Raw genomic sequence first — 23,001 nt, forward strand, 5'->3', positions numbered from 1 at the left:
TAATGGTCTCATGCAGAATCACCTGGGAGAGCTATTTACGGAGCCGTTAAAATAGCGGCGGATCATATATAAATTACCATGTCCATGAGTGAAAATGCACATAAGGCCGGATTTGTGAATATTATCGGCAAACCTAATGTAGGGAAATCTACGCTGATGAATATTCTCGTTGGTGAACGGCTTTCTATCATCTCTTCCAAAGCCCAAACCACCCGCCACCGCATCCTTGGACTGATCAACACGGAGGATTATCAGGTGGTATTTTCGGACACCCCGGGAATGCTAAAACCTAAATATGAGCTGCACAAAAGCATGATGAGCTTTGTCAACCTCTCCTTGGAGGATGCTGATGTGGTGGTATTTGTTACCGATCTTTACGAAACTGATGATGAAATCGAACAGGTAATCGAGAAGATCAATGCTGCAGGATCCCCAGTCCTGCTAGTCATCAACAAAATCGACCTTGCCAAAGAAAACAAGCTGGAGGAAGTAACCGCTTACTGGACCGAAAGGCTCAAGACGGATGCTGTAATCCCTGTATCGGCTTTGGAGAATTTTAATACTGAAAGAATCATGCAGGAAATCCTCGATCGCCTGCCTGTCCATCCGCCGTATTATGACAAACAGGAACTTACCGACCGTCCGGAACGTTTCTTTGCTTCGGAAATAATCCGAGAAAAAATCTTCACCAATTATAAAAAGGAAATTCCTTATAGCACCGAGGTGAATATCGAGCAGTTTACCGAAGATGACAAAATCATCCGTATCCGTGCGATCATCTATGTGGAACGCTCCAGTCAGAAGGGAATCATCATTGGCGAGAAAGGAAAAGCACTAAAAAGAGTGGGCATCCAATCCCGTGAAACCCTGGAGGCCTTCTTTGGCAAACAGGTATTCCTCGAAACCCACGTGAAAGTGGAAGACGACTGGAGAAAAAACAAAAACAAACTTAGAAAATTTGGTTACGACCAATAACAAATAGCAAAATGGCAAATATAGTAGCGATAGTAGGCAGGCCCAACGTGGGCAAATCCACCTTCTTCAACCGACTGGTGGAAGAGCGTAAAGCTATTGAAGATAACGAAAGTGGCGTAACCCGTGACCGACATTACGGGCATGCGCAGTGGGGCGGAAAGTACTTTTCCGTGATCGATACCGGTGGATATGTCACCGGATCAGATGATGTATTCGAATCAGAAATCCGTAAGCAGGTCAAGCTGGCCGTGGAGGAAGCTTCTGTGATCCTATTTGTGGTGGACTGTATCGATGGCCTTACGGACCTCGATATGGAATTCGCCAATGAAATGCGGAATACCAAAAAGCCTATCTATATCGTCGCCAATAAGGCCGATACGCAGGAACGGGCATTTATGGCCAACGAATTTTATTCCCTAGGCATTAGCGACGAGCAGGTCTATCCTATCGCCGCAGCGAGTGGTAGTGGTACTGGCGAACTATTGGACGCCTTGATTACCAATTTTGATGAAGAAGGCATTGAGGATCCTGATGCAGGAATTCCAAAAATCGCTATCCTCGGAAGACCCAATGTGGGCAAGTCCTCTTTCCTAAACGCCCTCTTGGGTACAGAAAGAACCATCGTAACCGATGAAGCTGGCACCACCCGAGATACGATCAATTCGCATTATACCTTATATGGCAAAAACTTCATCATCTCCGATACTGCCGGGATTCGTAAAAAATCCCGCGTGAAGGAAGATATTGAGTTTTACTCAGTTATGCGTTCCCTTAGAACGCTGGAGGACTCCGATGTGGTAATCATCATGGTCGATGCCACCCGTGGCCTGGAAGCTCAGGATGTGAACCTGATCTCCCTGGCGATCAAGAATAATAAAGGGGTAATGATCATCGTGAATAAGTGGGATCTGATCGAGAAAGATCATAAAACCATGAATACCTTCAAAGATGATATGGTGGAGAAACTCGGTGAGCATAAGTGGATTCCTATCATCTTCACTTCTATGATCACCAAGCAGCGGATCTTCCAAGCCATCGAGCTGGCAGTGAAAGTATATGACAATAAAACCAGACGCGTACCAACCTCCCAGTTGAACGATAAACTGCTGGCAGAGATTGAGCGCTATCCGCCACCAGCATGGAAAGGCAAGTACATCAAAATCAAATATGTCACACAGCTGCCGACCAAAAATCCGGTATTCGCATTCTTCTGTAACCTTCCCCAATATCTGAAGTCTCCTTATACCAGATACCTGGAAAACAGAGTGAGAGAACACTTTGATTTTGAGGGAGTTCCGGTAAAAATTACCTACAAAAGAAAATAAAAAATATATTTTCTAAAATCGCTTGTAAATGATAAAACTGGTGGTACATTTGCATGCTTATTTTAAGATCATATATGAAGAAAGTATTTGTATTGTTCGCCGTAGCAGGTCTGATAATGACTACATCTTGCGGCAAGAAGGAAGTTGAACAAACTGAAGAGTCAATGGAAACTCAGATTGAAGAGTCTGAGCAAGTAATTGAAGAATCAATGGATCAACTCGAGGAATCAGTGGAAGATACGCTTGACTCAGTTGAAGAAACTGTAGAAGAGCTTACTGAAGAAGTAAACGGTTAATCTTCCCCACCAAAAGTGAAAAAATGACAAAAGGGCCCTTGGGCCCTTTTTTTCGTTTATAGCAAATCCAAAATATATAAGCTTATACGGCTCTGTTTGCAGGAATTACCATCATAGAATTCTTTCTAGTTAGCTTTGTCCAAAGTTTAGCCTATGAATAAGTGTCCCAAAAATATCCCGCCCGAACCAAGCTTAGCTCCTGCCCAAACCACGGATATCTTGTCCTGTGTCCTTTTATAGCTGAGGTATATTTCTCTTCTCCGAATGGTGTCCTCCCTATAGTCAGAACCAATAAGCTTATTTTAAGTCAAGAAACAGAGTTCGTAAAAAGTACCTGTTAGCTTCGCCAGATATAAGGGAATAAGATATAAGCCGTGGCACCGATGATGGCGTTGATCGCCAATAAGGTCACGAGCTTATCGACACTCACCCCGCGATCCAGCCCGTCTATGGCATTCTTGGAGATCCTGATTGCCATTAATAGCATGGGGATAATGATGGGGAAACTTAAGATGGCCATCAATGTGGCGTTATTACTGGCTTTGGAGGCGATGGCGGAGACCATGGTCAGGCAGGCCGAAAAGCCGATGGACCCTAATAGTAAGTTTAGAATAAATAAGCCTAAATCCTGTACCGGGTTACCCAGGATCACTGCAAACACCATAAATCCCAATATTGCCAGTACGGCAGTGAGTAAGATATTATAGATGATTTTTGACAGGATGATGCTCTCCGGCGAGGCTAGCATATAATAGTATAATTGACGGCCCTGATGCTCTTGAATGAAGCTCTTGGCCACCGCATTGACAGCCGAAAAAAGTATAATTATCCAGTACAGGGCATTCCAGGTACCCACGGAGATATTGCCTTGCTTCGCTCCCACACTCAAATAGGTGATAAAAACCGCACTTACCACATACAGCAGTATCCCATTTAGGGCGTATTTCTGACGCCATTCCAGGGTTACTTCCTTTTTGATCAGCACTTTAATTTCTTTCCACATAGCTCAGCTAGTAATTCTCTTCAGCGGGGAAGCGGCATTTGAAGGTATAAAAAAGGAAAAGCTCTACCCCTACCGCTGCACTGAGCAGCAGGAATTAGCAGCTTTTCCTTAATTCTATTAGTCTATATACTCAAACCCAAGGTAAGGCACCAGGACTTCCGGCATCTTAATTCCCTTCTCGGATTGGTTATTCTCTAAGATAGCGGCCACAATTCTCGGCAAGGCGAGGGCACTGCCGTTGAGCGTATGCGCTAATCTAATTTTCTTATTCTCATCTTTGAATCGAAGCTTGAGACGATTGGCCTGGAAGGTCTCGAAATTACTCACAGAGCTCACTTCAAGCCACATTTCCTGCGCAGCAGAGTACACTTCCATATCGAAGGTCAGAGCAGAAGTAAACCCTGTATCCCCACCACAAAGCCTCAATACACGGTATTGTAGGCCTAACTTCTGAAGTAAAGACTGTACATAGCTGCTCATCTCATCGAGCGTCTCGTAGGACTTATCCGGATGCGTGATCTGGACGAGCTCCACCTTATCGAATTGGTGTAGCCTGTTCAAGCCGCGCACATGAGCACCCCAGCTTCCTGCCTCACGTCTAAAGCAAGGTGTAAAGGCCGTGTTCTTGATCGGAAAGTCACTTTCCTTAAGGATCACATCACGGTACATATTGGTGATGGGAACTTCCGCTGTAGGGATAAGAAATAAGTCATCATGGGTCACATGATACATCTGGCCTTCCTTATCCGGCAGCTGACCGGTACCATACCCACTGGCCTCGTTGATCAGGATTGGTGGCTGCACTTCTGCATATCCCTGCTTAGTGGCTTCATCCAAAAAGAAGTTTACAAGGCCTCGCTGCAAGCGGGCACCCTTGCCCTTATACACAGGAAAACCCGCACCGCTGATTTTATTTCCCAGCTCAAAATCTACAATATCATACTTCTTGATCAGGTCCCAGTGAGCAAGTTTACCTTCGGGAAGCTGAACGGCCTCACCGTGCTCATAGATCATCTCATTGTCCTCTGCAGACCTTCCTGCCTTCACCGACTCATGCGGCAAATTAGGGATGGTATAGAGCAGCTGACGAAGTTCCTCCTCCGTCTGGGCATAGCTATCTTCTAGGGATTTTATCTGACTTTTTATTTCTGCGGTCCGCTCCTTGATCGATGCTGCTTCCTCCTTCTTTCCTTCCCGCATCAGCAGGCCGATTTGCTTCGAGATGGCATTCGACTCAGCCTGAAGCTGATCTCTATCCAATTGGATTTCCTTTCTCTTCTTATCTAAGTCCAATACATTTTGGAGTTTGCTTGCTGCATCTGCAAAAAAGCGCTTCTGCAATCCCTCCACTGCTTGGTCATAATGGTCACGGATAAAATTTACCTGTAGCATAATTTCGCTTCACTAATTTATTATGAAAAACAAAGATAATGATTTAGGCAACAGCTCCCCCTTTTGGATTTAAAAATTGAGTTATCTTCTACCATTCCCATCAAAATAATGGGGCGTAGCCAGCCAGGGCACCTGTGATTTGCTGGGGCCGGTTATTAAAGCGATTGTGCTTCGCCGAAAAAAGAAAAACCATCTGCTTAGAAAGCAGATGGTTTTTGATTAATAAACCCCTAATTAAAATTATAATTATGGGTAAATCTACTATTTTTTTACTTAAAAACCTTCCTGTACTGTATTGGTATGGGTTACTTTTCAGTATAATATTATTTATTCAAGGATTCTTGCCAGTTCCAGGCATCTTTAAGCCCTTCTTCAAGGCCAAACTCAGGCGTCCAGCCCAATACAGAGGTCACTTTATCGGTATTGGCCCATACTTTTTCGATGTCTCCATCTCTACGAGCGCCCACCTCATAGTTGAGTTTCTTACCACTTACCTTTTCAAAAGTCTGAATCACTTCGAGTACCGAATTGCCATTTCCCGTCCCTACATTAAACAAATCGAAGAAATTATCTTTTTGCTTGGCCAGGTATTCGATGGATTTTACGTGGGCATCTGCCAGGTCCATCACATGGATATAATCTCTGATGCAGGTCCCATCAGGGGTATCAAAATCAGCTCCGAAGACGGTCAGTTTTTCTCTGATCCCCGCACCAGCCTGGGTCACAAAAGGCACCAAATTGGCGGGCACACCCAGCGGCAGCTCCCCGATAAGGGAGGAAGGATGGGCCCCGATAGGATTAAAATACCTCAAAGCCACCACTCTCGCCTGCGCGCCACTTTTGATATAATCCATAAGGATATCCTCGCAGATCCTCTTGGTATTCCCATAAGGGCTTTCCGCATCTTTGCGAGGCGTAGTTTCTTTCACTGGAAGCTCATCCGGCTGACCATACACCGTGCAGGAAGATGAAAAGACGATGTCCTTCACCCCGTTTTCTTCCATGGTTTGAAGTAAGATCAGCAGCGAGTTGATATTATTATTATAGTAAGTTAATGGGATTTTGGTGCTTTCACCCACCGCCTTGGAGGCGGCAAAATGGATAACCCCTTGAATGGAATTTTCCTTAAAAATCGTCTGCATCAAGGCCCGATCATTACAGTCCCCTTCGTAGCATTTTACTGATTTGCCTAGAATTTTTTGCAATCCCTCCAGCGCCTGCTTGCTGGAATTGGAAAAGTTGTCGATGATGATAGGCTCAAAACCTGCATTCACCAAGGCGACAGCAGTATGGGAGCCAATGTATCCAGCTCCTCCAGTTATTAAAATTTGTTGCATGAATGTGTTTTTTATGAGGGTTAAGGGTCGGCTTATGATGTCAGGACAAATATAAATCAAACCCTTTAGGCATGAAATTTTTACAGCTTTTTAATATGTTAAATCTATTTTTTTGTCTGAAAGTTAATAACTTACACAGGTGATCAATCGTTCTGATCCTAGCGGTAATAATTGATTTTTTACGCTAAAAACAAGAATATAACCCAAAAACAGTAAACGTATGATGGATTTTGTCCAAAATGAAAACCAAAAATTGATCGCTCAAATGATCAGGAGTTTTGGTGCCAAAGAGATCAGTCCTTTTCGCAAGGAATGGGATGATAAGCAGATTTTTCCTATAGAGGTATTCAAAAAATTAGGGGAGCTGGGCCTGATGGGAGTGACCATCCCGGAGGAATATGGCGGAGCCGGATTTGGGTATTTTGAGTATGTCACCGCCATCATGGAGCTGGCCAAGCTGGACCCGGGAGTCGGGCTGTCTATGGCCGCTCACAACTCACTATGTTCGGGACATATCAATCTCTTTGGCTCGCAAGAGCAAAAGAAAAAGTACCTTCCTAAACTCGCCAGCTGCGAATTTTTGGGTGCATGGGGACTTACTGAGCCCAATACCGGCTCGGATGCTGGCAATATGAAAACCACAGCCACCAAAGACGGCGAGTACTATATCATCAATGGGGCAAAAAATTTCATCACTCACGGTCATTCGGGAGATGTGGCCGTGGTCATAGTCCGCACCGGTGAGGTGGGTGATAAGCACGCCATGACGGCATTCATCATAGAGAAGGGCACCGAAGGATTTAAGGCTGGCCGCAAGGAGGACAAGATGGGCATGAGGAGCTCGGAGACCTCTGAGCTTATCTTTACCGACTGCCGCGTGCACCAAAGTCAGATTTTAGGCAAGGAAGGTGAAGGATTTATCCAGGCCATGAAGGTCCTCGATGGAGGAAGAATATCCATCGCCGCCCTGTCTCTGGGCATCGCCGCTGGAGCCCTGGAAGCTTCTATAGAATACTCAAAGGAAAGAGAGCAGTTTAATAAGCCCATCAGCTCCTTTCAAGGCATTAGCTTTAAGCTGGCAGATATGGCTACCAAACTGGAGGCTGCCACCCTGCTGACCTTCAAAGCTGCGGATCTAAAAAACCGCCATCAGCCCGTCACCTTGGCCAGTGCCCAAGCCAAATACTATGCCTCTGAAATAGCCGTGGACTTGGCAAATGAAGCCGTGCAGATCTTTGGTGGATATGGATTTACCAAGGATTATCCCGTGGAGAAATATTATCGCGACGTCAAACTCTGCACCATCGGAGAGGGCACCAGCGAGATCCAGAAACTTGTGATCGCAAGGGAGATCCTTAGGTAATCCTTCCTCCCATTATCATCATTTCCAAAAACAAGACATCAGTTCTTCATTGACAAGTGGAAGCGGTCTTAAATAAGTCAGGCCATCATTTCAGTCTTGCGGGGAGTTCTTTGTTTTGTTTTTGGACCAATAAATCGGATACCTGTACCTTCAGCCGAGGTGCTATGAATAATAACTTTTTTCCTTTTGAATAAACATTTGACCTCCTCGAGAGCTGAGATTAGCTAAACTTCTGGGATCTCCTTCAGGTATATCCTTTAGCATCGAGGGATACCCTTCCATCTTTAGGTCCATTTATAAGGTATTTTTAAAGACTCTAGGGGGTTCATATGGCTATCAATAGGGATTAGCCAAGAAGTTGGCCAGAGCGCCCGAGGGTGTCGGATGGATAAGGAGATTGTGTTTTATTTATATCGAGTAGGCTTGCTTACCGGGAGGGTGGAGGAGTACAGAACAGGACGACCGCTTAGGGATTTATAAATAGACGGAAATGGGTCTTTTTTGGCTTTGCCAGCTTTTAGTCCTTTGCTAGCTATTGCGAGAGAGATTTCTCAGTACCTCTAGGGATTTTACTTCTGAGAAAGTATCCAAATGAAGGTGATAAAAGCGCAGCATATCATCCAGTAATCCACGGCGTATCGCGTTGGGAATTCTCAGATCTAACGCAAAAGGCGAGCTGATCAGCAGATTCAGGTGTATTTTGGACTCCCTTGCATAGTCGGGGGCATCGATGGTGGGATGCACTTGCTCAAAAAATTCTCGGGCATCCTCAGGAGAGAAACCCAAATAGCGGGAGGCCTCCAGCAAAAATGCGATGGGAAAAGTACTAAGATTTACCTGTTCGCCATCCAGCAACTTCACGGCTTGAAAGGCGAAATCATAGAGATATTCATTTTGATAATTCTCATAAATGGCCTTGCTGAGGACCTCGCCCACAAACATGGCCACCCCAGACCTATAAAAATCAAAAGGGATCCGCTGGAAAGGCATGGACAGCTTTGCCTCTGAGATACGATTTAGCGAGGCATTTTCCTTATCATAAACTACCATATCCAGAAGGCTCAGTGGCTGATAAAGGGCTGACTTACCTCTGGCCTTGCTGCTGCGCACCCCATTGACGATATAGCTCTTCAGTCCCAGGTCACGGGTAAAAATCTTCACAATAATGGAAGTCTCCTTATACTTGATATAATGGATGACGATGCCTTGGGTCTTTTTGAGCATAGTTCGGCAGGCTAGGAGGCCTTATTTTTTGTCTTCATAGAAGCATTTGCGACATCTGGCTTCATAGGTATTCTTCTCACCAAGCATAACTTTTTCCCTATCTTCCGAAAGCCTAAAGCTATAAGAAGCCAGCTCGCCGCATTTCATACAGATCGCATGGACTTTGGTCACATATTCGGCGATGGACAGGAGCTGCGGCATGGGCCCAAAGGGCTTTCCCTCAAAGTCCATATCCAATCCAGCCATAATCACCCTCTTCCCCGCTATGGCAAGGGCATTGGCTACATGGACCACCTGATGATCAAAAAACTGAACCTCATCTATCCCCACCACATCGCAGTCCCCCGCCAGCAGCAGGATATCACTTGCAAACTGCACGGGAGTGGACCTGATGGCCGTATCATTATGAGAGACCACATTCTGTTCATGATAGCGAGTATCTATGGCGGGCTTGAAAATCTCCACTTTCTGCTTGGCGATAAAGGCACGATTAAGCCTGCGGATCAGCTCCTCGGTCTTGCCGGAAAACATCGATCCACAGATCACCTCTATATGGCCTTTTTTATCTTTGGGGTTTTTACCGCCCAGGGATGGTTCAATAAACATACTCCTTTTGTCCTGCTTTTTGGCTTAATCACTGTATTTCATATGCGGAAGTTTATATTGCTCATGTACTCGCACACGTAGGGTACCCTTCAATAATTTGGCTTGGCAAGTTAAGCGTTGATTTTCTTTTAGCCTTCCAGATTGTCGGAAAAATTCTTCCCGATCCGTAAGTGGGCTCAAATTCTCCATCCCACTCTCCACAATCATCATGCAGGTGGTGCACCTTCCTTTTTTTCCGCAAGCATGCATCCAATCTACCTTATTTTCATGAATAATTTCGATAACTTTGTTCACCTCAGGATTTGTGTTCAAGTCCTTGTTGTAAAGATTTTCTATTACTATTTTAGGCATTTGACTTTATGATCACCATTTAAGATTTAACCGAATGAACGATAAAATTAATCTCAATTATTTAGAATCCTACGCTCATTCCTTCACCGAAAAGGTATGTTCCGAATATTTTGGCACAAAGAAGTATATGTCCGGTCAGGAAATCATTCAACTTTCCCCCAGCACTCAAGTAAATCTAATGGTGATCAAAACCTTATTCGAGAAATGGAATGAGGAACTGGAAATGCTAAAAGCCAATCCTTACTTTGATTATAAAGATATGGCGGTGACTGAGGCCTTGAAGGAGTTTATGAATGTACTTTCCCGAGCTATCAAAATCGAGAAGCAGCACTTTATACCCTTGCTTGAGGTCGCCCTCATCGACACCGTCCTGCTCGCCATCGATCCACTGGTTTATTTTTGGGGAGAAATAGAGAAAAACCCATCCCCATTCCATCACCTCAAAGCCTCAAAAAAATACATCAAATGGCATGAGAAACTCTTCAGTGAGCTGATCAGCAAAGGGGATCATGCTGATGAGGAAGCCTATAAGAAAACATTGAGCGAAATCTATCATCAGCACGAAAACCAACTTTCTTCCCCACATATTCTCCTGCAGGACCTAAATAAGGTGCTGCCTTTGGACTGGGATCAGCTGATCCCAAAAGAGGAGATTCTAACGGAAACCGCTCCGATCATGCAGGAACCTGCTCAGGAAAACCCGGTTTTTTTCGAAGAGGAAGAAACTCCCGAGCTTCCACAGGAGACCGCCGCTCCTGCTGAGCCGGTTGACTACAGGACTTCAGATCAGGGGGAAATTGATGCTCCTAAGCCATCTCTAGGCAACGGCAAGTCCATCGATCCGGCACTGGCTTGGGCGCGCTTTGAAGCCGAGCAGGGAGGTCTATTAAAAGGCCCAATTGAGAGCCTGGAAGAAGGTATAGCCATCAATCAGCGGTTTATGTTTACCAAGAAACTTTTTGATGGAAATCCCGACCTGATGAACCATGCCTTTAAGTCCATTGATGAATGTGACAGCTTCGTGGAAGCCGTCGAGCTGATCAATGAGCGATATACCTCCAGGCTGGAATGGGAATTGGATTCTGAGGAAGTCAATGAATTCCTGCATTTGGTTTATCGCAAATTTGATGAGAAATAATATTTAAAAGGGGTGAATGATCTTCACCCCTTTTGGTATCTTACCGCCCATAGCATCCCCCGGCAAAGCTAAGCCGACCTTACAAGCCCTATTACGATCAGCAAATCTCTATTATTTGATACCGCATATAATGTGGTATTAAATGAAACCCACGAACATTCCCTTTGCTCCACGGCTAAAATATTCACTTTGATGAATTGCGGAGAGGCTAAGCTGGGGCGATATCTATGATGATAAAATAAAGAAAAATGAGAATAAAAAACGGACTATTTTTAGTGTTATTCCTATTGCTGCCTAACCTTATAATGGCCAGGCAGCAGGAGGCTGATAAGCCCAATATTATATTGATCGTGGCGGATGACCTGGGATATGGTGATCTGGGGATTACGGGGAGCAAGCAGATTTTCACTCCGAATATTGATGCACTGGCTAAGGGTGGCATATTCTTTTCGCAAGGCTATGTTTCCTCAGCGGTATGCAGCCCATCCCGGGCGGGTCTCTTGACAGGCAGAAATCAGGTGACCTTTGGTTATGATAATAATCTTGCCGAGAATCAGCCCGGCTTTGACCCGGCATTTCTAGGTTTGCCGGTGGAGGTAAAGACCGTTGGCGATCACCTGCATGAGCTCGGCTATATCAGCGGGATTGTGGGCAAGTGGCATTTGGGATTCGAAGAGCAATTTTACCCACTCAATAGAGGTTTTGATGAATTTTGGGGCTATAGAGGCGGAGGCCACGATTATTTTGAGGCTACAGATCGGGATAGAGGCTATAAAGCTCGGATAGAGTCCAACTATAAAACGCCTCAGCCTATCAGCTATCTTACGGATGATAAAGGCGACGAATGTGTGGATTTTATCCGCCGCCACCAAGAGGAGCCCTTTTTCCTTTATGCTTCCTTTAATGCGCCACACACACCTATGCAGGCCACTGAGGCAGACCTCAATATCTATAAAGACATAAAAGACCCCAAGCGCCGCACCTATGCCGCCATGGTCCACCGTCTGGATATCAATATTGGAAAGATCATGAATGCCCTGGAAGAAAACGGCTTATCGGAGAATACGATGGTGGTATTCATCAGTGATAATGGAGGCCCCGTGGTCACCAATGGCTCCATCAATGCGCCATTTACAGGCAAAAAAGGCACCCTGCTGGAGGGCGGCATCCGGGTTCCTTTTATCCTAAACTGGCCCGGCCACCTATCGGCTGGCAGTACCTACGATCATCCGGTAAGTTCCCTGGATTTGGTCCCCACCTTTATCACCATGGCGGGGGGTATCCTGCGTCCAGAGGATCAGTTTGATGGCAAAAACCTATTGCCCTATCTGGGCCAGGAGCAAATGGAAATTCCTCACGAGGAGATGAAATGGCGCTTTACGATCAGCGCAGTCATCCGCGAAGGCAAGTGGAAATTGGTGCGGCTTCCAGACCGTCTTCCCATGCTATTTGACCTGGACACGGACCTGTCAGAGCAGCATGATGTGGCCATGGAGCATATGGACATCACCAAGAGACTTTTGCGAAAGCTAGGCCAGTGGGATGTGCAGCTGCCTCATCCGCTATTCCTCGAAGGGCCTTCCTGGAGGATCAATCAGCTTGACCAATATGACAAAACCTATAGGCTTACCCAGCCAGAATAATAGATCGGAGGAAGGAGAAACGAGCTTTTCCTAACCAAAAGAAAAGCCAAGGCTGAGGAGGGAATCTCCATCATAGCCTTGGCTTTTTTTTATGGCCTGCGGCAAAAGTAGTGCTTCAAATCAAGAAGAAGAATGATATTGACCCCAAAGCTTCTATACTAATTAATTCATCCTTCCAAGCAGCTGAATTCGGTGTGAATCAAGCTTGATAAATATAAATAGCAATATGGTAAATGACCATAATGAAGAGCCTCCATAGCTAAAGAAGGGCAGCGGAATACCCACCACGGGGAACAGCCCGATGGTCATGGAGATATTGATCATAAAGTGAAACAGGAGGATGGAAATCACACAATAGCCATATACCCGTGAGAATCTGGTTTTTTGCCGCTCCGCTAAGAATACGAGGCGGATAAGTAAAGCCACAAATAAGGCCACCACTACCAGGCTTCCTATCCATCCAAACTCCTCACCAAGGGTGCAGAAGATAAAATCGGTATGCTGCTCAGGCACAAAGTCAAATTTGGTCTGGGTCCCTTCGAGGTATCCTTTGCCCCAGAAGCCACCCGAGCCGATCGCTATCTTGGATTGGGTTACGTTCCAGCCGACACCCAGCGGATCTATATCAGGGTTGAATAATACCATGATCCTATTCTGCTGGTGAGAGGGCAGCTTAGACACCACGAAGTCTAGGCTATACGAATAGGCGATAATGGCAATTCCTATCAGGACGAAGGACACGATTCGCTGCCAGGTTTTCTTTCCCATCAGGATCAGGATGACCGTCAGGGCCACGACCCCAAAGGCGATATACAAGTTATTCTCCACGGCCAGAGACAGCAGGGACACTGCTATGAATAGCAGAGCAATCACATAGTATTTCTGTGGCATACCTTCCCGATAGAGCATGATGAAGAAGGCTGTATATACCATCGCCGTACCCGTATCTGGCTGAAGCATGATCAGGGATATGGGAATCAGGATGATCAGCAAGGCTTGGAATTGATATTTTGGTTGGCTAAGGTCAAAGGAAGGTTTTTCTATGAACTTGGCCAAGGCAAGCGCGGTGGCAAATTTTGCAAATTCCCCTGGCTGCAGCCGAAAAGAGCCGATTTCAAACCATGCTCTTTGCCCATTTATTTCTTTTCCTATAAATGGAGTCAGCAATAATATCAACAAAAACACCCCGTATAAGATCAGGCTGAGGTTATCAAATAGCCTATAATCTGCCACCATGATCACGGTGATGAGAAGTACGGCAGTCCCGATCCAAACCAGTTGTTTTCCGCTATTGATACTAAAGTCAAAAATGCTTTTGGCCGCCTGCTCGTCATACACTGCGGCATAGATATTTATCCAGCCGATCATGACCAAAGCGACGTAAATCAAAATGGTAATCCAGTCAATTTTGTTAATATATAAATCGTCTTGTCTCACGTCAATCTCCGAAATTCCCTATCAAAACATATTTCTCTAACTCAGGTCTTTCGACATGGCCTCTAAGGTATTTTTCTATCATCAAGCTGGCGGTACTTGCAGCGGCCCTACCGCCCCATCCTTCATTCTCCACATACACGGCAATGGCAATTTTAGGATCCTCCTTAGGAGCAAAGGCCACAAATACCGAGTGATCTTCCCCGTGGGGATTCTGCGCAGTACCGGTCTTACCAGCGATGGCAATATCCTTGATGATCGCTCTGGTGGCGGTACCATACAGAGCCTGAGCCATCGCATCCTGTACCATATCAAAGTGATGGGCATCGACTCCTACTTCATGCTTCACGGTAAATTCTTCAGGAATACTCCCATTTTCCCCATCAATAGCCTTGACCAGGTGTGGGGTATAATAGTATCCTTTATTGGCAAAGATGGCGGCTAGGTTTGCCATTTGCAGGGGCGTCACCAGCATTTCCCCTTGCCCGATGGACAGGGAATAAATGGTGGAATATTTCCATCGACCCTCCCCATAGATTTTATTGTATAGCTTGCTGGAAGGCACACTTCCGCCGCTTTCGTAAGGCAGATCCACGCCCATCTCATGGCCGAGGCCAAATTTCTCCACAGCGGTATGCCATTCATCCAGGCCTATTTGCGTATCGATATAGGTATTGGTACTTTTCTCCTGGTTGATCATCATCCGGAAAGCCTGATAGTAATAAGGGTTGCAGGAGTTCCGAATTGCCCCAAATAGGTTGACGGGGTTGGGATGATTGTGACAAGCCACGAGGGACTTATTACAGGCCAAAGTCGTATTGGGATTGATCACTCCCCATTGGAGTCCGATGAGAGACTGGACGACCTTGAAGATCGATCCTGGAGGGTATTTGGCCTGGATGGGACGCAGGAATAGAGGACGGGTGGAGTCGGTCACCAGCACCTTATAGTTTTTGCCATAGGCCGCCCCAGCGAGAAGGTTTGGATCATAGATCGGGGCAGAGATCATGGATAGGATTTCTCCTGTTTTTGGTTCTATGGCCACCACAGAGCCTTTCTTACCCTTCATGAGTTTCTCACCGTATTTTTGTAGGGCAATGTCAATGGTCGATTGGATGTTTTTGCCGGCAATAGAGGCAGTATCCAAAGCGCCGTTTTTGAAGGAGCCTTTGTCCACTCCTCGGACATTTACCATTTTGTATTTAGCGCCTTTTTTGCCGCGAAGGATTTTTTCATATTGAGACTCCATTCCGGAGTGCCCGATATAATCTCCCTGGCTGTAATAGTTTAGCGTATCACGCTCCAGCTGTCGAGCCTGGATCTCTGCGATATAGCCCAAAGCATTGGCCGCGATGGAATCTGGATAAGCCCTCACCGATCGGGTCATGACGAATAAGCCGGGATAATCGATCAGGTAATCCTGGATCCTGGCAAAGTCAGTGGTGGAGATCTGCTTGATCAGAGGGGAGGGTTTCACCCATGAATACTTCTTGGCAGCGGTATATTTCTCAATTAATTTTTCCTTTTCAATCTGAAATAGCTCACAGAATCTAATAGTGTCTTTCACCTTAAATTCCTTAGGAATCACCATCAGGTCAAACACTGGGTTATTGTACACCAGCAGCTCTTCATTCCGATCATATACAAGACCACGATAGGGATAGTCCACTATGCGCTGAACGGCATTTCGCTCCGCTCGACGTAAGAAACTATCATCTATCACCTGGATCATGAAGAGCTTAGCTAATAGCACCACTCCAATGATCATAATGGTCACAATGATTACAATCTGACGATTTTCGTTCATTTAAATCCCTCTTCTCTTCTTATAGAACAACACCTGAACAATGACTCCAATCACAAAGGTAAATAACGTACTGGCCAATATCTTATAAATCATGGGAAGATATAAGAAGGTGCCCATATTATCAATAAAGAAAAAAGTAAGATGATGTAATAATATCAATGGCAGGCTATATACCAGAAACCAGCCCATGCCCATATTAAGTAAGGTGGGTGGGGTATTGGGATCATATCCGCCGGTGGGTGTGATGACTTTCAGCCAAGGGCTTCTAAAGAAAGCCAGCATCACGGCACTGGCCGTATGAAGGCCCATGCTATCATAAAATATATCCAAGCCAAAGCCCATCAAAAAGGCGATGATCATGGTGGGTATAGCAGACAGTTCTATCGGCAATAGAAGGATGAAGACCACATATAGCAGACAAAATCCCATCCCAAAAACGACCAGGTTTTTTAAGATCAACACCTGGATCAGAAAGTATAAAATAAAAGCACCGGTAAGGGTGAAGATGTTTTTACTGTTCATTATGGTATAGGAATAAACTGGGATAGGGAATCCAATTCTTCTTTACGGTTATTTTCTACTAAGTACACATAGGTCAAGCTGCTAAAATCCGCCGCCAACTCCAGGGTAATGTCCAGGTAATTGGTCTCGGTACCGACGCCAACGGAGTCCACGGTCCCCACAAGGATTCCTTCTGGAAACACAGCATTATAGCCGGAGGTCACCACGGTGTCACCTTTGGCTACTTCCACGTGACGGGGCACATACCTAAGCTTCGCAAATTTTGCGTTTTTACCGTCCCACTGTGTGGAGCCAAATACCTCGGTGGACTTGATCTTGGAGGAAATAAGCAGATCGGTATGCAGCAGGGAGATGACCGAAGCGTAATGCTTGGTGACTCCTTTGACTCTTCCCACGATCCCTTCGCCATTAAACACCCCCATGCCCACTTTGATTCCATCTTCACTGCCTTTGTTCAGCGTGATATGATTGGTCCTTAGGTGAAGGGAGTTATTGATGACCTTGGCGCCTTTGAACTGATAGTTGGCCTGCATGATGCTATCCACCTGGATATAGATGCTGTCTTTGGGAAAAGACTGGGCAGCCAAGATATCCATCAGCTCAGCATTTTTACGGGCCAGCTCATCATTGGCTTCTCCTAAGGTAAAATAAGAGGTAAAGCCATCCTTGGTGGACAGTAAGGAACCAGTAAGTGCATTGGAACTATTGAAGAATACGGCTCCTTGCGGAGAATTATAAGTTACGACTAGCCATAAGGCTACAGCTTCCAGTGCCACAAAGAGCAGGAAGGCTCGGATACTATATAAGAATAATAATATGCGTTGCATTCACTCATCAGGTCATCAGCACGGTTCGGAAACTATTTATATTCTTGAGGGCAGTACCGGTGCCACGCACCACCGCTCTCAAGGGATCCTCAGCGATGTGAATTGGAAGTTTTGTTTTCTGATGTAATCTTTTGTCCAGCCCTTTGAGCAATGCCCCTCCACCAGTGAGGTGAATGCCATTGTCATAGATATCTGCGGATAATTCCGGTGGAGCGATCTCCAGGGCTTTGAGTACCGCCTCTTCGATTTTAGAAACAGACTTATCCAAGGCAAAGGCGATTTCCGAATAGGAAACTTTGATCACCTTAGGAATGCCGGTCATAAGGTCACGACCGCGGATTTCATAATCTTCTGGCGCATCATCCAGCTCAGTAAGTGCTGAGCCAATGGCTATTTTTACTTTCTCTGCCGAACGCTCACCAATAAGCAGGTTATGCTGACGGCGCATATAATCCAGAATATCCTTAGTGAAGGTGTCACCAGCTACCCGGATGGACTGATCTGCCACGATGCCGGAGAGGGCGATTAGGGCAATCTCCGTGGTACCACCTCCGATATCCACGATCATGGATCCCATTGGTTTTTCGATATCAATACCTATCCCTATTGCAGCGGCTATAGGCTCATAGACCATATAGACCTCCTTAGCTCCCGCATGCTCTGCGGAATCTCGTACGGCACGTTTTTCTACTTCCGTGATGCCCGAAGGGATACAGATCACCATGCGATGAGACTGAGGAAACATCCCCTTCTTATGCCCTGGTATCATCTTTATCAGCCCTCTGATCATCTGCTCGGCGGCATAGAAATCGGCAATTACCCCATCCTTAAGCGGACGAATAGTTTTGATGTTCTCATGCGTTTTTTCATGCATGTTCATCGCCTCTCTTCCCACTGCCAAAATCCGATTAGTAGTCTTATCAATAGCGATAATTGATGGTTCGTCTACTACAATTTTTTCTTTATGTATAATAAGGGTATTAGCTGTACCTAAATCTATTGCTATATCACTTGAGAAAAAGTCAAATAATCCCATCCTGGTCCTTTACTTAGAAATTTTTATGTTTGAGTTGATCGTTTAAAGTTAGCACTATCAGTGCTTAAATAAAACGAGGGATGGCAAAATTATTACCTTAATTTGGAATTATATCAGCCTTGCGCTACTTTTTTTCCAGAACCTTCTCTATCCTTCGCAAAGGCATAATTTACAGTGATATAGATTATTGCCGATACTTAACACAATATCGCTATTCAAATGCAAAAAAAATCCCCGGTAAGCAGCTCACCGGGGAAAGATAATTATTACGGGATGTTTATAATTAATGTTTGAAATGACGCGTTCCTGTCATCACCATGCTCATGCCCACCTTGTCACAGAAGGCTACGCTGTCTTTATCCTTGATAGAACCACCTGGCTGCACCACCGCAGCAACTCCTTCTTTGGAGGCGATTTCCACGCAATCAGGGAAGGGGAAGAAGGCATCCGAAGCCATCACCGAGCCTTCCAGCTTGAAGCCGAAAGCCTTGGCCTTATCGATCGCCTGACGCAGTGCATCCACTCGGCTGGTCTGACCCACGCCACTAGCAAATAGCTGATCGCCATTGCTAAGAACGATGGTATTGGACTTGGTATGCTTACAAACTTTGGCGGCAAATACCAGTGCATCTTTTTGCTCCTCAGTCGGCGCCACTTTTGTTACCACTTCAAAATCCGCCTTGGTCTCCGTCGCCAGATCCTTATCCTGCTCGATGTATCCATTCAGCAAGGTCTTGATCTGCTTGGTACCTCCTACGGTGGTTTTCTGAACTAGCAAAATTCTATTTTTCTTGCCTTTCAACACATCCAGAGCATCCTCATCGAATGCAGGGGCAATCAACACCTCGAAGAATAAACCGTGCATTTCCTCCGCCGCAGCCTTGTCCACCGTTTGGTTGGTGATCAATACACCGCCAAAAGCAGATAAGGTATCGGCCTCAAAGGCTTTAAGATAAGCTTCTTTGACAGTCGATCCTTTGGCGACTCCGCAGGCATTATTATGCTTGAGGATCGCAAAAGCAGTCTCTCCTTCAAACTCAGCAATCAAAGCCACTGCAGCATCGACATCCACCAGGTTATTATATGACAATTCCTTGCCATTCAACTGGTCGAATAGATCTTCCATATTGCCGTAGAAATGTGCTTTTTGATGTGGATTCTCGCCGTATCTAAGGGCCTTGGCATTGTTTTCACTTACTTTCAAGGCAGGAATTTCTTCGTTTTGGTTGAAGTAATTGAAGATATGGGTGTCATAGTGTGAGGAAACCTGGAAGGCTTTGGCCGCAAAATATTTCCGGTCTGCCAAGGTGGTTCCTCCACCATTATTTTTTAGTCTTTCCTCCAATTCACCGTACTGGTCTCTGGAAGCAATGATGGTCACGTCCTTGAAGTTTTTGGCTGCCGCACGGATTAGGGAGATCCCTCCAATATCGATCTTCTCGATGATATCCTGCTCCGCAGCACCAGAAGCTACCGTTTCTTCAAATGGATAAAGATCCACGATCACCAAATCAATGGCTGGAATCTCAAACTCTTCCGCTTGGGATAGATCGCCTTGGTCTTCTCTTCTGTACAAAATACCACCAAATACCTTTGGGTGAAGGGTTTTTACTCTGCCACCAAAGATAGAAGGGTAACCAGTAAGATCTTCTACTGCAGTCACTTCTGCTCCCTGCTCCTCTATGAATTTTTGAGTTCCACCGGTAGAATATATCTTGACTCCTTGCTCTTTTAGCAGGGCAATAATAGGCTCCAGGTTGTCTTTATAAAAAACAGAAATCAGGGCAGATTGAATTTTCTTAACAGCCATTTTTATAATGTGTTGAATGAAATAGAGTTGCGTAAAATGATTTTAAACTGCAAAGTTAGGAAAATCAGCTGATTAAAGCAGGCTTTCGATCACTTTTGGGAAATATTTATACTCCAGGGCGTGTACCTTATTAGCGATCTGCACGGCATCGTCTCCTTCTTCCACGGCCACACTTTCCTGAAAAATTATCCGTCCATCATCGTATTTTTCATTGACATAATGGATGGTGATGCCGGTCTCTTTATCCCCTCTGTCTTTTACAGCTTGATGCACCTTCATGCCATACATCCCCTTACCGCCATGCTTTGGAAGCAATGCGGGATGCACGTTGATGATTTTTTCGGGATAGGCTTTGATCAGTCCTTCGGGAATTTTCAGTAAGAATCCCGCCAATACCACGAGGTCAATCTTACGCTGAACAAAAGTATCTTCCAATACGCCTGCATCCATCTCCTGTCTGGTAAAAGCAAAATGGGTGATATTATGGTTTTTTGCTCGCTCTAAGACATAAGCCTCTTTTTTGTTGGAAGCGATGATATTGACTTCGGCTTTTTGGGAGGAGGAAAAATGTTTGATTATTTCTTCAGCATTACTGCCATTCCCGGAAGCTAATATGGCTATCTTTTTCAATGGTGTATAATATTTTCGTAAGTGTATTATTCTTATTCAGAGGAACAAAAATAGGGATATTATTTTTGCCATCGCTATACTATAGGCAAGCTGCGGGCCAAAAAGTGCTTTTTATAGAAAGGCCATGCTCAGCACTCCGGTCAGCATTATTAATTTTGACAGCTGACTGAGCCGCGTAAAATGCGCCTTGCGGTCGGCCTGATAGATATTGATCATAAAGTAGATAAATAGCAGCCCTATTCCAGCGAAATACGCATATAGCAGAAACTCATTGATCAGATAAGCCACTATTCCTATGGAGCTCACAAAGAAGCCTGCAATAATAAAAATGACATTCTTCGTCTTCCTAAACCCCAATACCACGGGAAGCGTGCGGCAGCCATGCTTCCGGTCCCCTTCCCGGTCTTCGATATCCTTGATGATCTCCCTGATCAGATTTATAAAAAATGCAAAAATAGCATATACCATCACCAACAATTCCGCCTTATGGTAATAAAAACCGATGATCCAGATGGCCAGGCCAGTCAGCAAGGCCACGGCCATATTCCCCACCAATGGCAGGCGCTTTAGGGTATTGGAATAAAACCATAAGATAAAGGCCGCCACAAAATTGATAATCCCCACTTCTATACTGACCAGGGTGGCCAGCATGATGCCGAGCATATTCAGAAAAGTGTGGAGAAACATCACCATTCTGCGGCGCAGGCCTTTGCCGATAATCACTTCATCGGGCTTATTGATATAGTCTATCTTGACATCGTAATAGTCATTGATGAGGTATCCTGAGGCGGCGATCATCACCGTGGACAGGATCAGCAGGTAGAGGTTGGAATCCTCAAGGATGGGCTGCCCGTCGGTGCCCGTTTCCACCAGGAAGTAGGCCGTCATGAGCTGCGCAAAGGCCATCATCAGCAAATTGTCCGCACGGATGATTTTGATGAAGGCGATAAAAGAAAATGCCTTTTCGGTAGGTAGTGTATCCCTGGACATAGTTTTTTACTTTATTGCAGTGGCCAATGAGCCCCTCGTCAGACCTCTAGAGGAGCGAGAAAACCTAGGTCAATCCTCAGGCAAAGGTAAGGCAAAATTACAGCATTGATAAGCCTTTTGTCAAAAGCCTGAATCAGGACTTAGGGCTGGGATTAGTTCGCATCAATGATATCCTGAGAGATCAGCTTATAAAGCTCGGCTATCTGATCATTATAGTTCAGAAACTGATAATGCATATCTAATACATTGAGGTCACCGCGTACGGCAGGCCCCGTCTGGGAGGCCTTGGCGCCCTGCTCCAGCGCCTTGCTGATTTGCTCGATGATCAAGGGCTGTAGCATCTCAAAATCCAAACCCTGCCGTCTCATGATTTCCTCTGATAACCGGATCATATGATTGGTGAAGTTGCTGGCAAATACCGCAGCAATATGAAGGGCCTGTCGATCTTTTGACTTGACCTGATAGTACCTTGGGGAGAGGCTCTTGGCGAGCTTCTTCAGCTTCTGCAGGGTGGTCTGATCATCTGACTCTATAAGGAAAGGCACCTCGTCAATGTCCATTTTTCGGGATTTGCTAAAACTCTGAAGCGGATAGAAGATCCCAGTATAGGTCGCCGAGCTATAGCTCAGTACCTCCAGCGGCATACTTCCCGAGGTATGTACCAATACGCTGCCTTCGGGCAGGATGATGGCATCGGCGATGTTTGTGATAGCATGATCACTTACCGCAATAATAAAGATATTGGCCGTGCTGTCCGAAAAGTCCAGGTCAGTCTTTACCTCTGCGGTGTAAAGCTGATTGGTGATCTTGTCCGCTCTATGGGCTTCCCGACTATATACCTCTGTGATGGTATGCCCGGCATTCTCTAAGGCAGGTGCCAGGTGCCAAGCCACATTTCCGGTTCCGATGATTGCTATATCCATATCAATAATATTTCTGGTGCCTCCCTCAGTGGGAGACGGTTAGTTTAGCAAATGCAGGTGGTTCTATCGTCCCAAATTAAAGAATATATCATCTATTTAAGAGTCAAAATCCATGGTCATTGCCACCGCCTCGCCAATTCCGATAACTATTTTTGCCTTTTGGCTTTAACTATTCTGAATCATTTGATCCACTAATCTAAATACCCTTGTAGATAATTCCTCCTTAGCTAAATTTATATGATCAAAAAAAGCAAAATTTCTTTTCGCTAATCCGAGTGCCAAATCTCCACTTAGCCTACTGGACCCCGGAATTTCCCCCTATAATATACCAAAGATTTCTTGGGTAATTACCTTGAAAGACCTTCCAGC

General features: G+C 45.4%; 21 protein-coding genes. 6 read left to right on the top strand and 15 right to left on the bottom strand.

Annotated elements, in window-relative coordinates:
- Nucleotides 1–84 precede the first annotated feature (84 nt).
- From era to B050_RS0101730, 3 genes are all read left to right on the top strand, one after another.
- Entirely contained in the window at nt 85–975 is an 891-nt protein-coding gene (era, locus tag B050_RS0101720) for a GTPase Era (RefSeq protein WP_026235537.1), read from the top strand.
- 11 nt (nt 976–986) lie between these two features.
- Entirely contained in the window at nt 987–2,300 is a 1,314-nt protein-coding gene (der, locus tag B050_RS0101725; protein ID WP_018472144.1) for a ribosome biogenesis GTPase Der, read from the top strand.
- Nucleotides 2,301–2,374: 74 nt separating this feature from the next.
- Nucleotides 2,375–2,596: a hypothetical protein gene (locus B050_RS0101730; RefSeq protein WP_018472145.1), complete on the top strand. Its 222-nt coding sequence runs from the start codon at nt 2,375–2,377 to the stop codon at nt 2,594–2,596.
- Between the two features lie 337 nt (nt 2,597–2,933).
- Here the strand turns inward: B050_RS0101730 and B050_RS0101735 are convergent, their stop codons facing one another.
- The 3 genes from B050_RS0101735 to galE all read right to left on the bottom strand — a co-directional run bounded on the left by B050_RS0101735 (nt 2,934) and on the right by galE (nt 6,328).
- Nucleotides 2,934–3,599, bottom strand: coding sequence for a heme exporter protein CcmB (locus B050_RS0101735; protein WP_018472146.1), 666 nt, complete (start codon nt 3,597–3,599; stop codon nt 2,934–2,936).
- A gap of 117 nt (nt 3,600–3,716) precedes the next feature.
- Entirely contained in the window at nt 3,717–4,991 is a 1,275-nt protein-coding gene (gene serS / locus B050_RS0101740) for a serine--tRNA ligase (RefSeq protein WP_018472147.1), read from the bottom strand.
- A 323-nt stretch (nt 4,992–5,314) separates the two neighbouring features.
- On the bottom strand, nt 5,315–6,328 hold the full coding sequence (galE, locus tag B050_RS0101745) for a UDP-glucose 4-epimerase GalE (RefSeq protein ID WP_018472148.1): 1,014 nt from the start codon (nt 6,326–6,328) through the stop codon (nt 5,315–5,317).
- 223 nt (nt 6,329–6,551) lie between these two features.
- Between galE and B050_RS0101750 the strand changes: the two genes are divergently transcribed.
- Nucleotides 6,552–7,691, top strand: coding sequence for an acyl-CoA dehydrogenase family protein (locus B050_RS0101750; RefSeq protein WP_026235538.1), 1,140 nt, complete (start codon nt 6,552–6,554; stop codon nt 7,689–7,691).
- Between the two features lie 528 nt (nt 7,692–8,219).
- On the opposite strand, the gene recO is transcribed toward B050_RS0101750, so the two are convergent.
- The 3 genes from recO to B050_RS0101770 are packed head-to-tail and all read right to left on the bottom strand — an operon-like array spanning nt 8,220 to nt 9,872.
- Nucleotides 8,220–8,915 carry a DNA repair protein RecO gene (recO, locus tag B050_RS0101760; RefSeq protein WP_018472151.1) on the bottom strand — a complete coding sequence of 232 codons (696 nt, stop codon included), beginning with the start codon at nt 8,913–8,915 and terminating at the stop codon, nt 8,220–8,222.
- Between the two features lie 21 nt (nt 8,916–8,936).
- Nucleotides 8,937–9,521, bottom strand: a complete 585-nt coding sequence (locus B050_RS0101765) for a thymidine kinase (protein WP_018472152.1) — start codon at nt 9,519–9,521, stop codon at nt 8,937–8,939.
- A gap of 24 nt (nt 9,522–9,545) precedes the next feature.
- Nucleotides 9,546–9,872, bottom strand: coding sequence for a 2Fe-2S iron-sulfur cluster-binding protein (locus B050_RS0101770; RefSeq protein ID WP_018472153.1), 327 nt, complete (start codon nt 9,870–9,872; stop codon nt 9,546–9,548).
- 34 nt (nt 9,873–9,906) lie between these two features.
- Here B050_RS0101770 and B050_RS0101775 point away from each other — a divergent pair, with 34 nt between their 5' ends.
- Nucleotides 9,907–11,010: a hypothetical protein gene (locus tag B050_RS0101775; RefSeq protein WP_018472154.1), complete on the top strand. Its 1,104-nt coding sequence runs from the start codon at nt 9,907–9,909 to the stop codon at nt 11,008–11,010.
- Between the two features lie 248 nt (nt 11,011–11,258).
- The gene (locus B050_RS0101780; protein ID WP_026235539.1) at nt 11,259–12,653 is read left to right on the top strand and encodes a sulfatase-like hydrolase/transferase; all 1,395 of its coding nucleotides are present in this window, start codon (nt 11,259–11,261) and stop codon (nt 12,651–12,653) included.
- A gap of 162 nt (nt 12,654–12,815) precedes the next feature.
- On the opposite strand, the gene rodA is transcribed toward B050_RS0101780, so the two are convergent.
- From rodA to B050_RS0101825, 9 genes are all read right to left on the bottom strand, one after another.
- The gene (gene rodA, locus B050_RS0101785) at nt 12,816–14,090 is read right to left on the bottom strand and encodes a rod shape-determining protein RodA (RefSeq protein ID WP_026235540.1); all 1,275 of its coding nucleotides are present in this window, start codon (nt 14,088–14,090) and stop codon (nt 12,816–12,818) included.
- 1 nt (nt 14,091) lies between these two features.
- Complete coding sequence (gene mrdA, locus B050_RS0101790) at nt 14,092–15,894, bottom strand: penicillin-binding protein 2 (RefSeq protein WP_018472157.1); 1,803 nt, start codon at nt 15,892–15,894, stop codon at nt 14,092–14,094.
- Complete coding sequence (locus B050_RS0101795) at nt 15,895–16,416, bottom strand: hypothetical protein (protein ID WP_018472158.1); 522 nt, start codon at nt 16,414–16,416, stop codon at nt 15,895–15,897.
- Entirely contained in the window at nt 16,416–17,243 is an 828-nt protein-coding gene (gene mreC, locus B050_RS0101800; RefSeq protein ID WP_018472159.1) for a rod shape-determining protein MreC, read from the bottom strand. The genes B050_RS0101795 and mreC overlap by 1 nt, the downstream gene beginning before the upstream one ends.
- Nucleotides 17,244–17,250: 7 nt before the next feature.
- Nucleotides 17,251–18,279, bottom strand: a complete 1,029-nt coding sequence (locus tag B050_RS0101805; RefSeq protein WP_018472160.1) for a rod shape-determining protein — start codon at nt 18,277–18,279, stop codon at nt 17,251–17,253.
- 283 nt (nt 18,280–18,562) lie between these two features.
- Nucleotides 18,563–20,089, bottom strand: coding sequence for a bifunctional phosphoribosylaminoimidazolecarboxamide formyltransferase/IMP cyclohydrolase (purH, locus tag B050_RS0101810; protein WP_018472161.1), 1,527 nt, complete (start codon nt 20,087–20,089; stop codon nt 18,563–18,565).
- A gap of 72 nt (nt 20,090–20,161) precedes the next feature.
- Nucleotides 20,162–20,719: a phosphoribosylglycinamide formyltransferase gene (gene purN / locus B050_RS0101815; RefSeq protein ID WP_018472162.1), complete on the bottom strand. Its 558-nt coding sequence runs from the start codon at nt 20,717–20,719 to the stop codon at nt 20,162–20,164.
- Nucleotides 20,720–20,830: 111 nt separating this feature from the next.
- Nucleotides 20,831–21,709 (bottom strand): geranylgeranylglycerol-phosphate geranylgeranyltransferase, encoded by an 879-nt coding sequence (locus B050_RS0101820; protein ID WP_018472163.1) that lies wholly within the window; start codon nt 21,707–21,709, stop codon nt 20,831–20,833.
- A gap of 152 nt (nt 21,710–21,861) precedes the next feature.
- Nucleotides 21,862–22,632, bottom strand: coding sequence for a Rossmann-like and DUF2520 domain-containing protein (locus tag B050_RS0101825; protein WP_018472164.1), 771 nt, complete (start codon nt 22,630–22,632; stop codon nt 21,862–21,864).
- Nucleotides 22,633–23,001 lie beyond the last annotated feature (369 nt).

The organism is Echinicola pacifica DSM 19836, from assembly GCF_000373245.1.
GTDB classification, from domain to species: Bacteria; Bacteroidota; Bacteroidia; order Cytophagales; family Cyclobacteriaceae; genus Echinicola; species Echinicola pacifica.

Excerpts from the sequence above, each read along its gene's own strand:
- B050_RS0101795 (WP_018472158.1), bottom strand. The coding sequence starts at position 16,416 with ATGAACAGTAAAAACATCTTCACCCTTACCGGTGCTTTTATTTTATAC.
- B050_RS0101750 (WP_026235538.1), top strand. The coding sequence starts at position 6,552 with ATGGATTTTGTCCAAAATGAAAACCAAAAATTGATCGCTCAAATGATC.
- B050_RS0101780 (WP_026235539.1), top strand. The coding sequence starts at position 11,259 with ATGAGAATAAAAAACGGACTATTTTTAGTGTTATTCCTATTGCTGCCT.
- galE (WP_018472148.1), bottom strand. The coding sequence starts at position 6,328 with ATGCAACAAATTTTAATAACTGGAGGAGCTGGATACATTGGCTCCCAT.
- B050_RS0101730 (WP_018472145.1), top strand. The coding sequence starts at position 2,375 with ATGAAGAAAGTATTTGTATTGTTCGCCGTAGCAGGTCTGATAATGACT.
- mreC (WP_018472159.1), bottom strand. The coding sequence starts at position 17,243 with ATGCAACGCATATTATTATTCTTATATAGTATCCGAGCCTTCCTGCTC.
- B050_RS0101825 (WP_018472164.1), bottom strand. The coding sequence starts at position 22,632 with ATGGATATAGCAATCATCGGAACCGGAAATGTGGCTTGGCACCTGGCA.
- B050_RS0101820 (WP_018472163.1), bottom strand. The coding sequence starts at position 21,709 with ATGTCCAGGGATACACTACCTACCGAAAAGGCATTTTCTTTTATCGCC.
- B050_RS0101735 (WP_018472146.1), bottom strand. The coding sequence starts at position 3,599 with ATGTGGAAAGAAATTAAAGTGCTGATCAAAAAGGAAGTAACCCTGGAA.
- mrdA (WP_018472157.1), bottom strand. The coding sequence starts at position 15,894 with ATGAACGAAAATCGTCAGATTGTAATCATTGTGACCATTATGATCATT.
- der (WP_018472144.1), top strand. The coding sequence starts at position 987 with ATGGCAAATATAGTAGCGATAGTAGGCAGGCCCAACGTGGGCAAATCC.
- purH (WP_018472161.1), bottom strand. The coding sequence starts at position 20,089 with ATGGCTGTTAAGAAAATTCAATCTGCCCTGATTTCTGTTTTTTATAAA.
- B050_RS0101805 (WP_018472160.1), bottom strand. The coding sequence starts at position 18,279 with ATGGGATTATTTGACTTTTTCTCAAGTGATATAGCAATAGATTTAGGT.
- serS (WP_018472147.1), bottom strand. The coding sequence starts at position 4,991 with ATGCTACAGGTAAATTTTATCCGTGACCATTATGACCAAGCAGTGGAG.
- recO (WP_018472151.1), bottom strand. The coding sequence starts at position 8,915 with ATGCTCAAAAAGACCCAAGGCATCGTCATCCATTATATCAAGTATAAG.
- era (WP_026235537.1), top strand. The coding sequence starts at position 85 with ATGAGTGAAAATGCACATAAGGCCGGATTTGTGAATATTATCGGCAAA.
- B050_RS0101775 (WP_018472154.1), top strand. The coding sequence starts at position 9,907 with ATGAACGATAAAATTAATCTCAATTATTTAGAATCCTACGCTCATTCC.
- B050_RS0101770 (WP_018472153.1), bottom strand. The coding sequence starts at position 9,872 with ATGCCTAAAATAGTAATAGAAAATCTTTACAACAAGGACTTGAACACA.
- B050_RS0101765 (WP_018472152.1), bottom strand. The coding sequence starts at position 9,521 with ATGTTTATTGAACCATCCCTGGGCGGTAAAAACCCCAAAGATAAAAAA.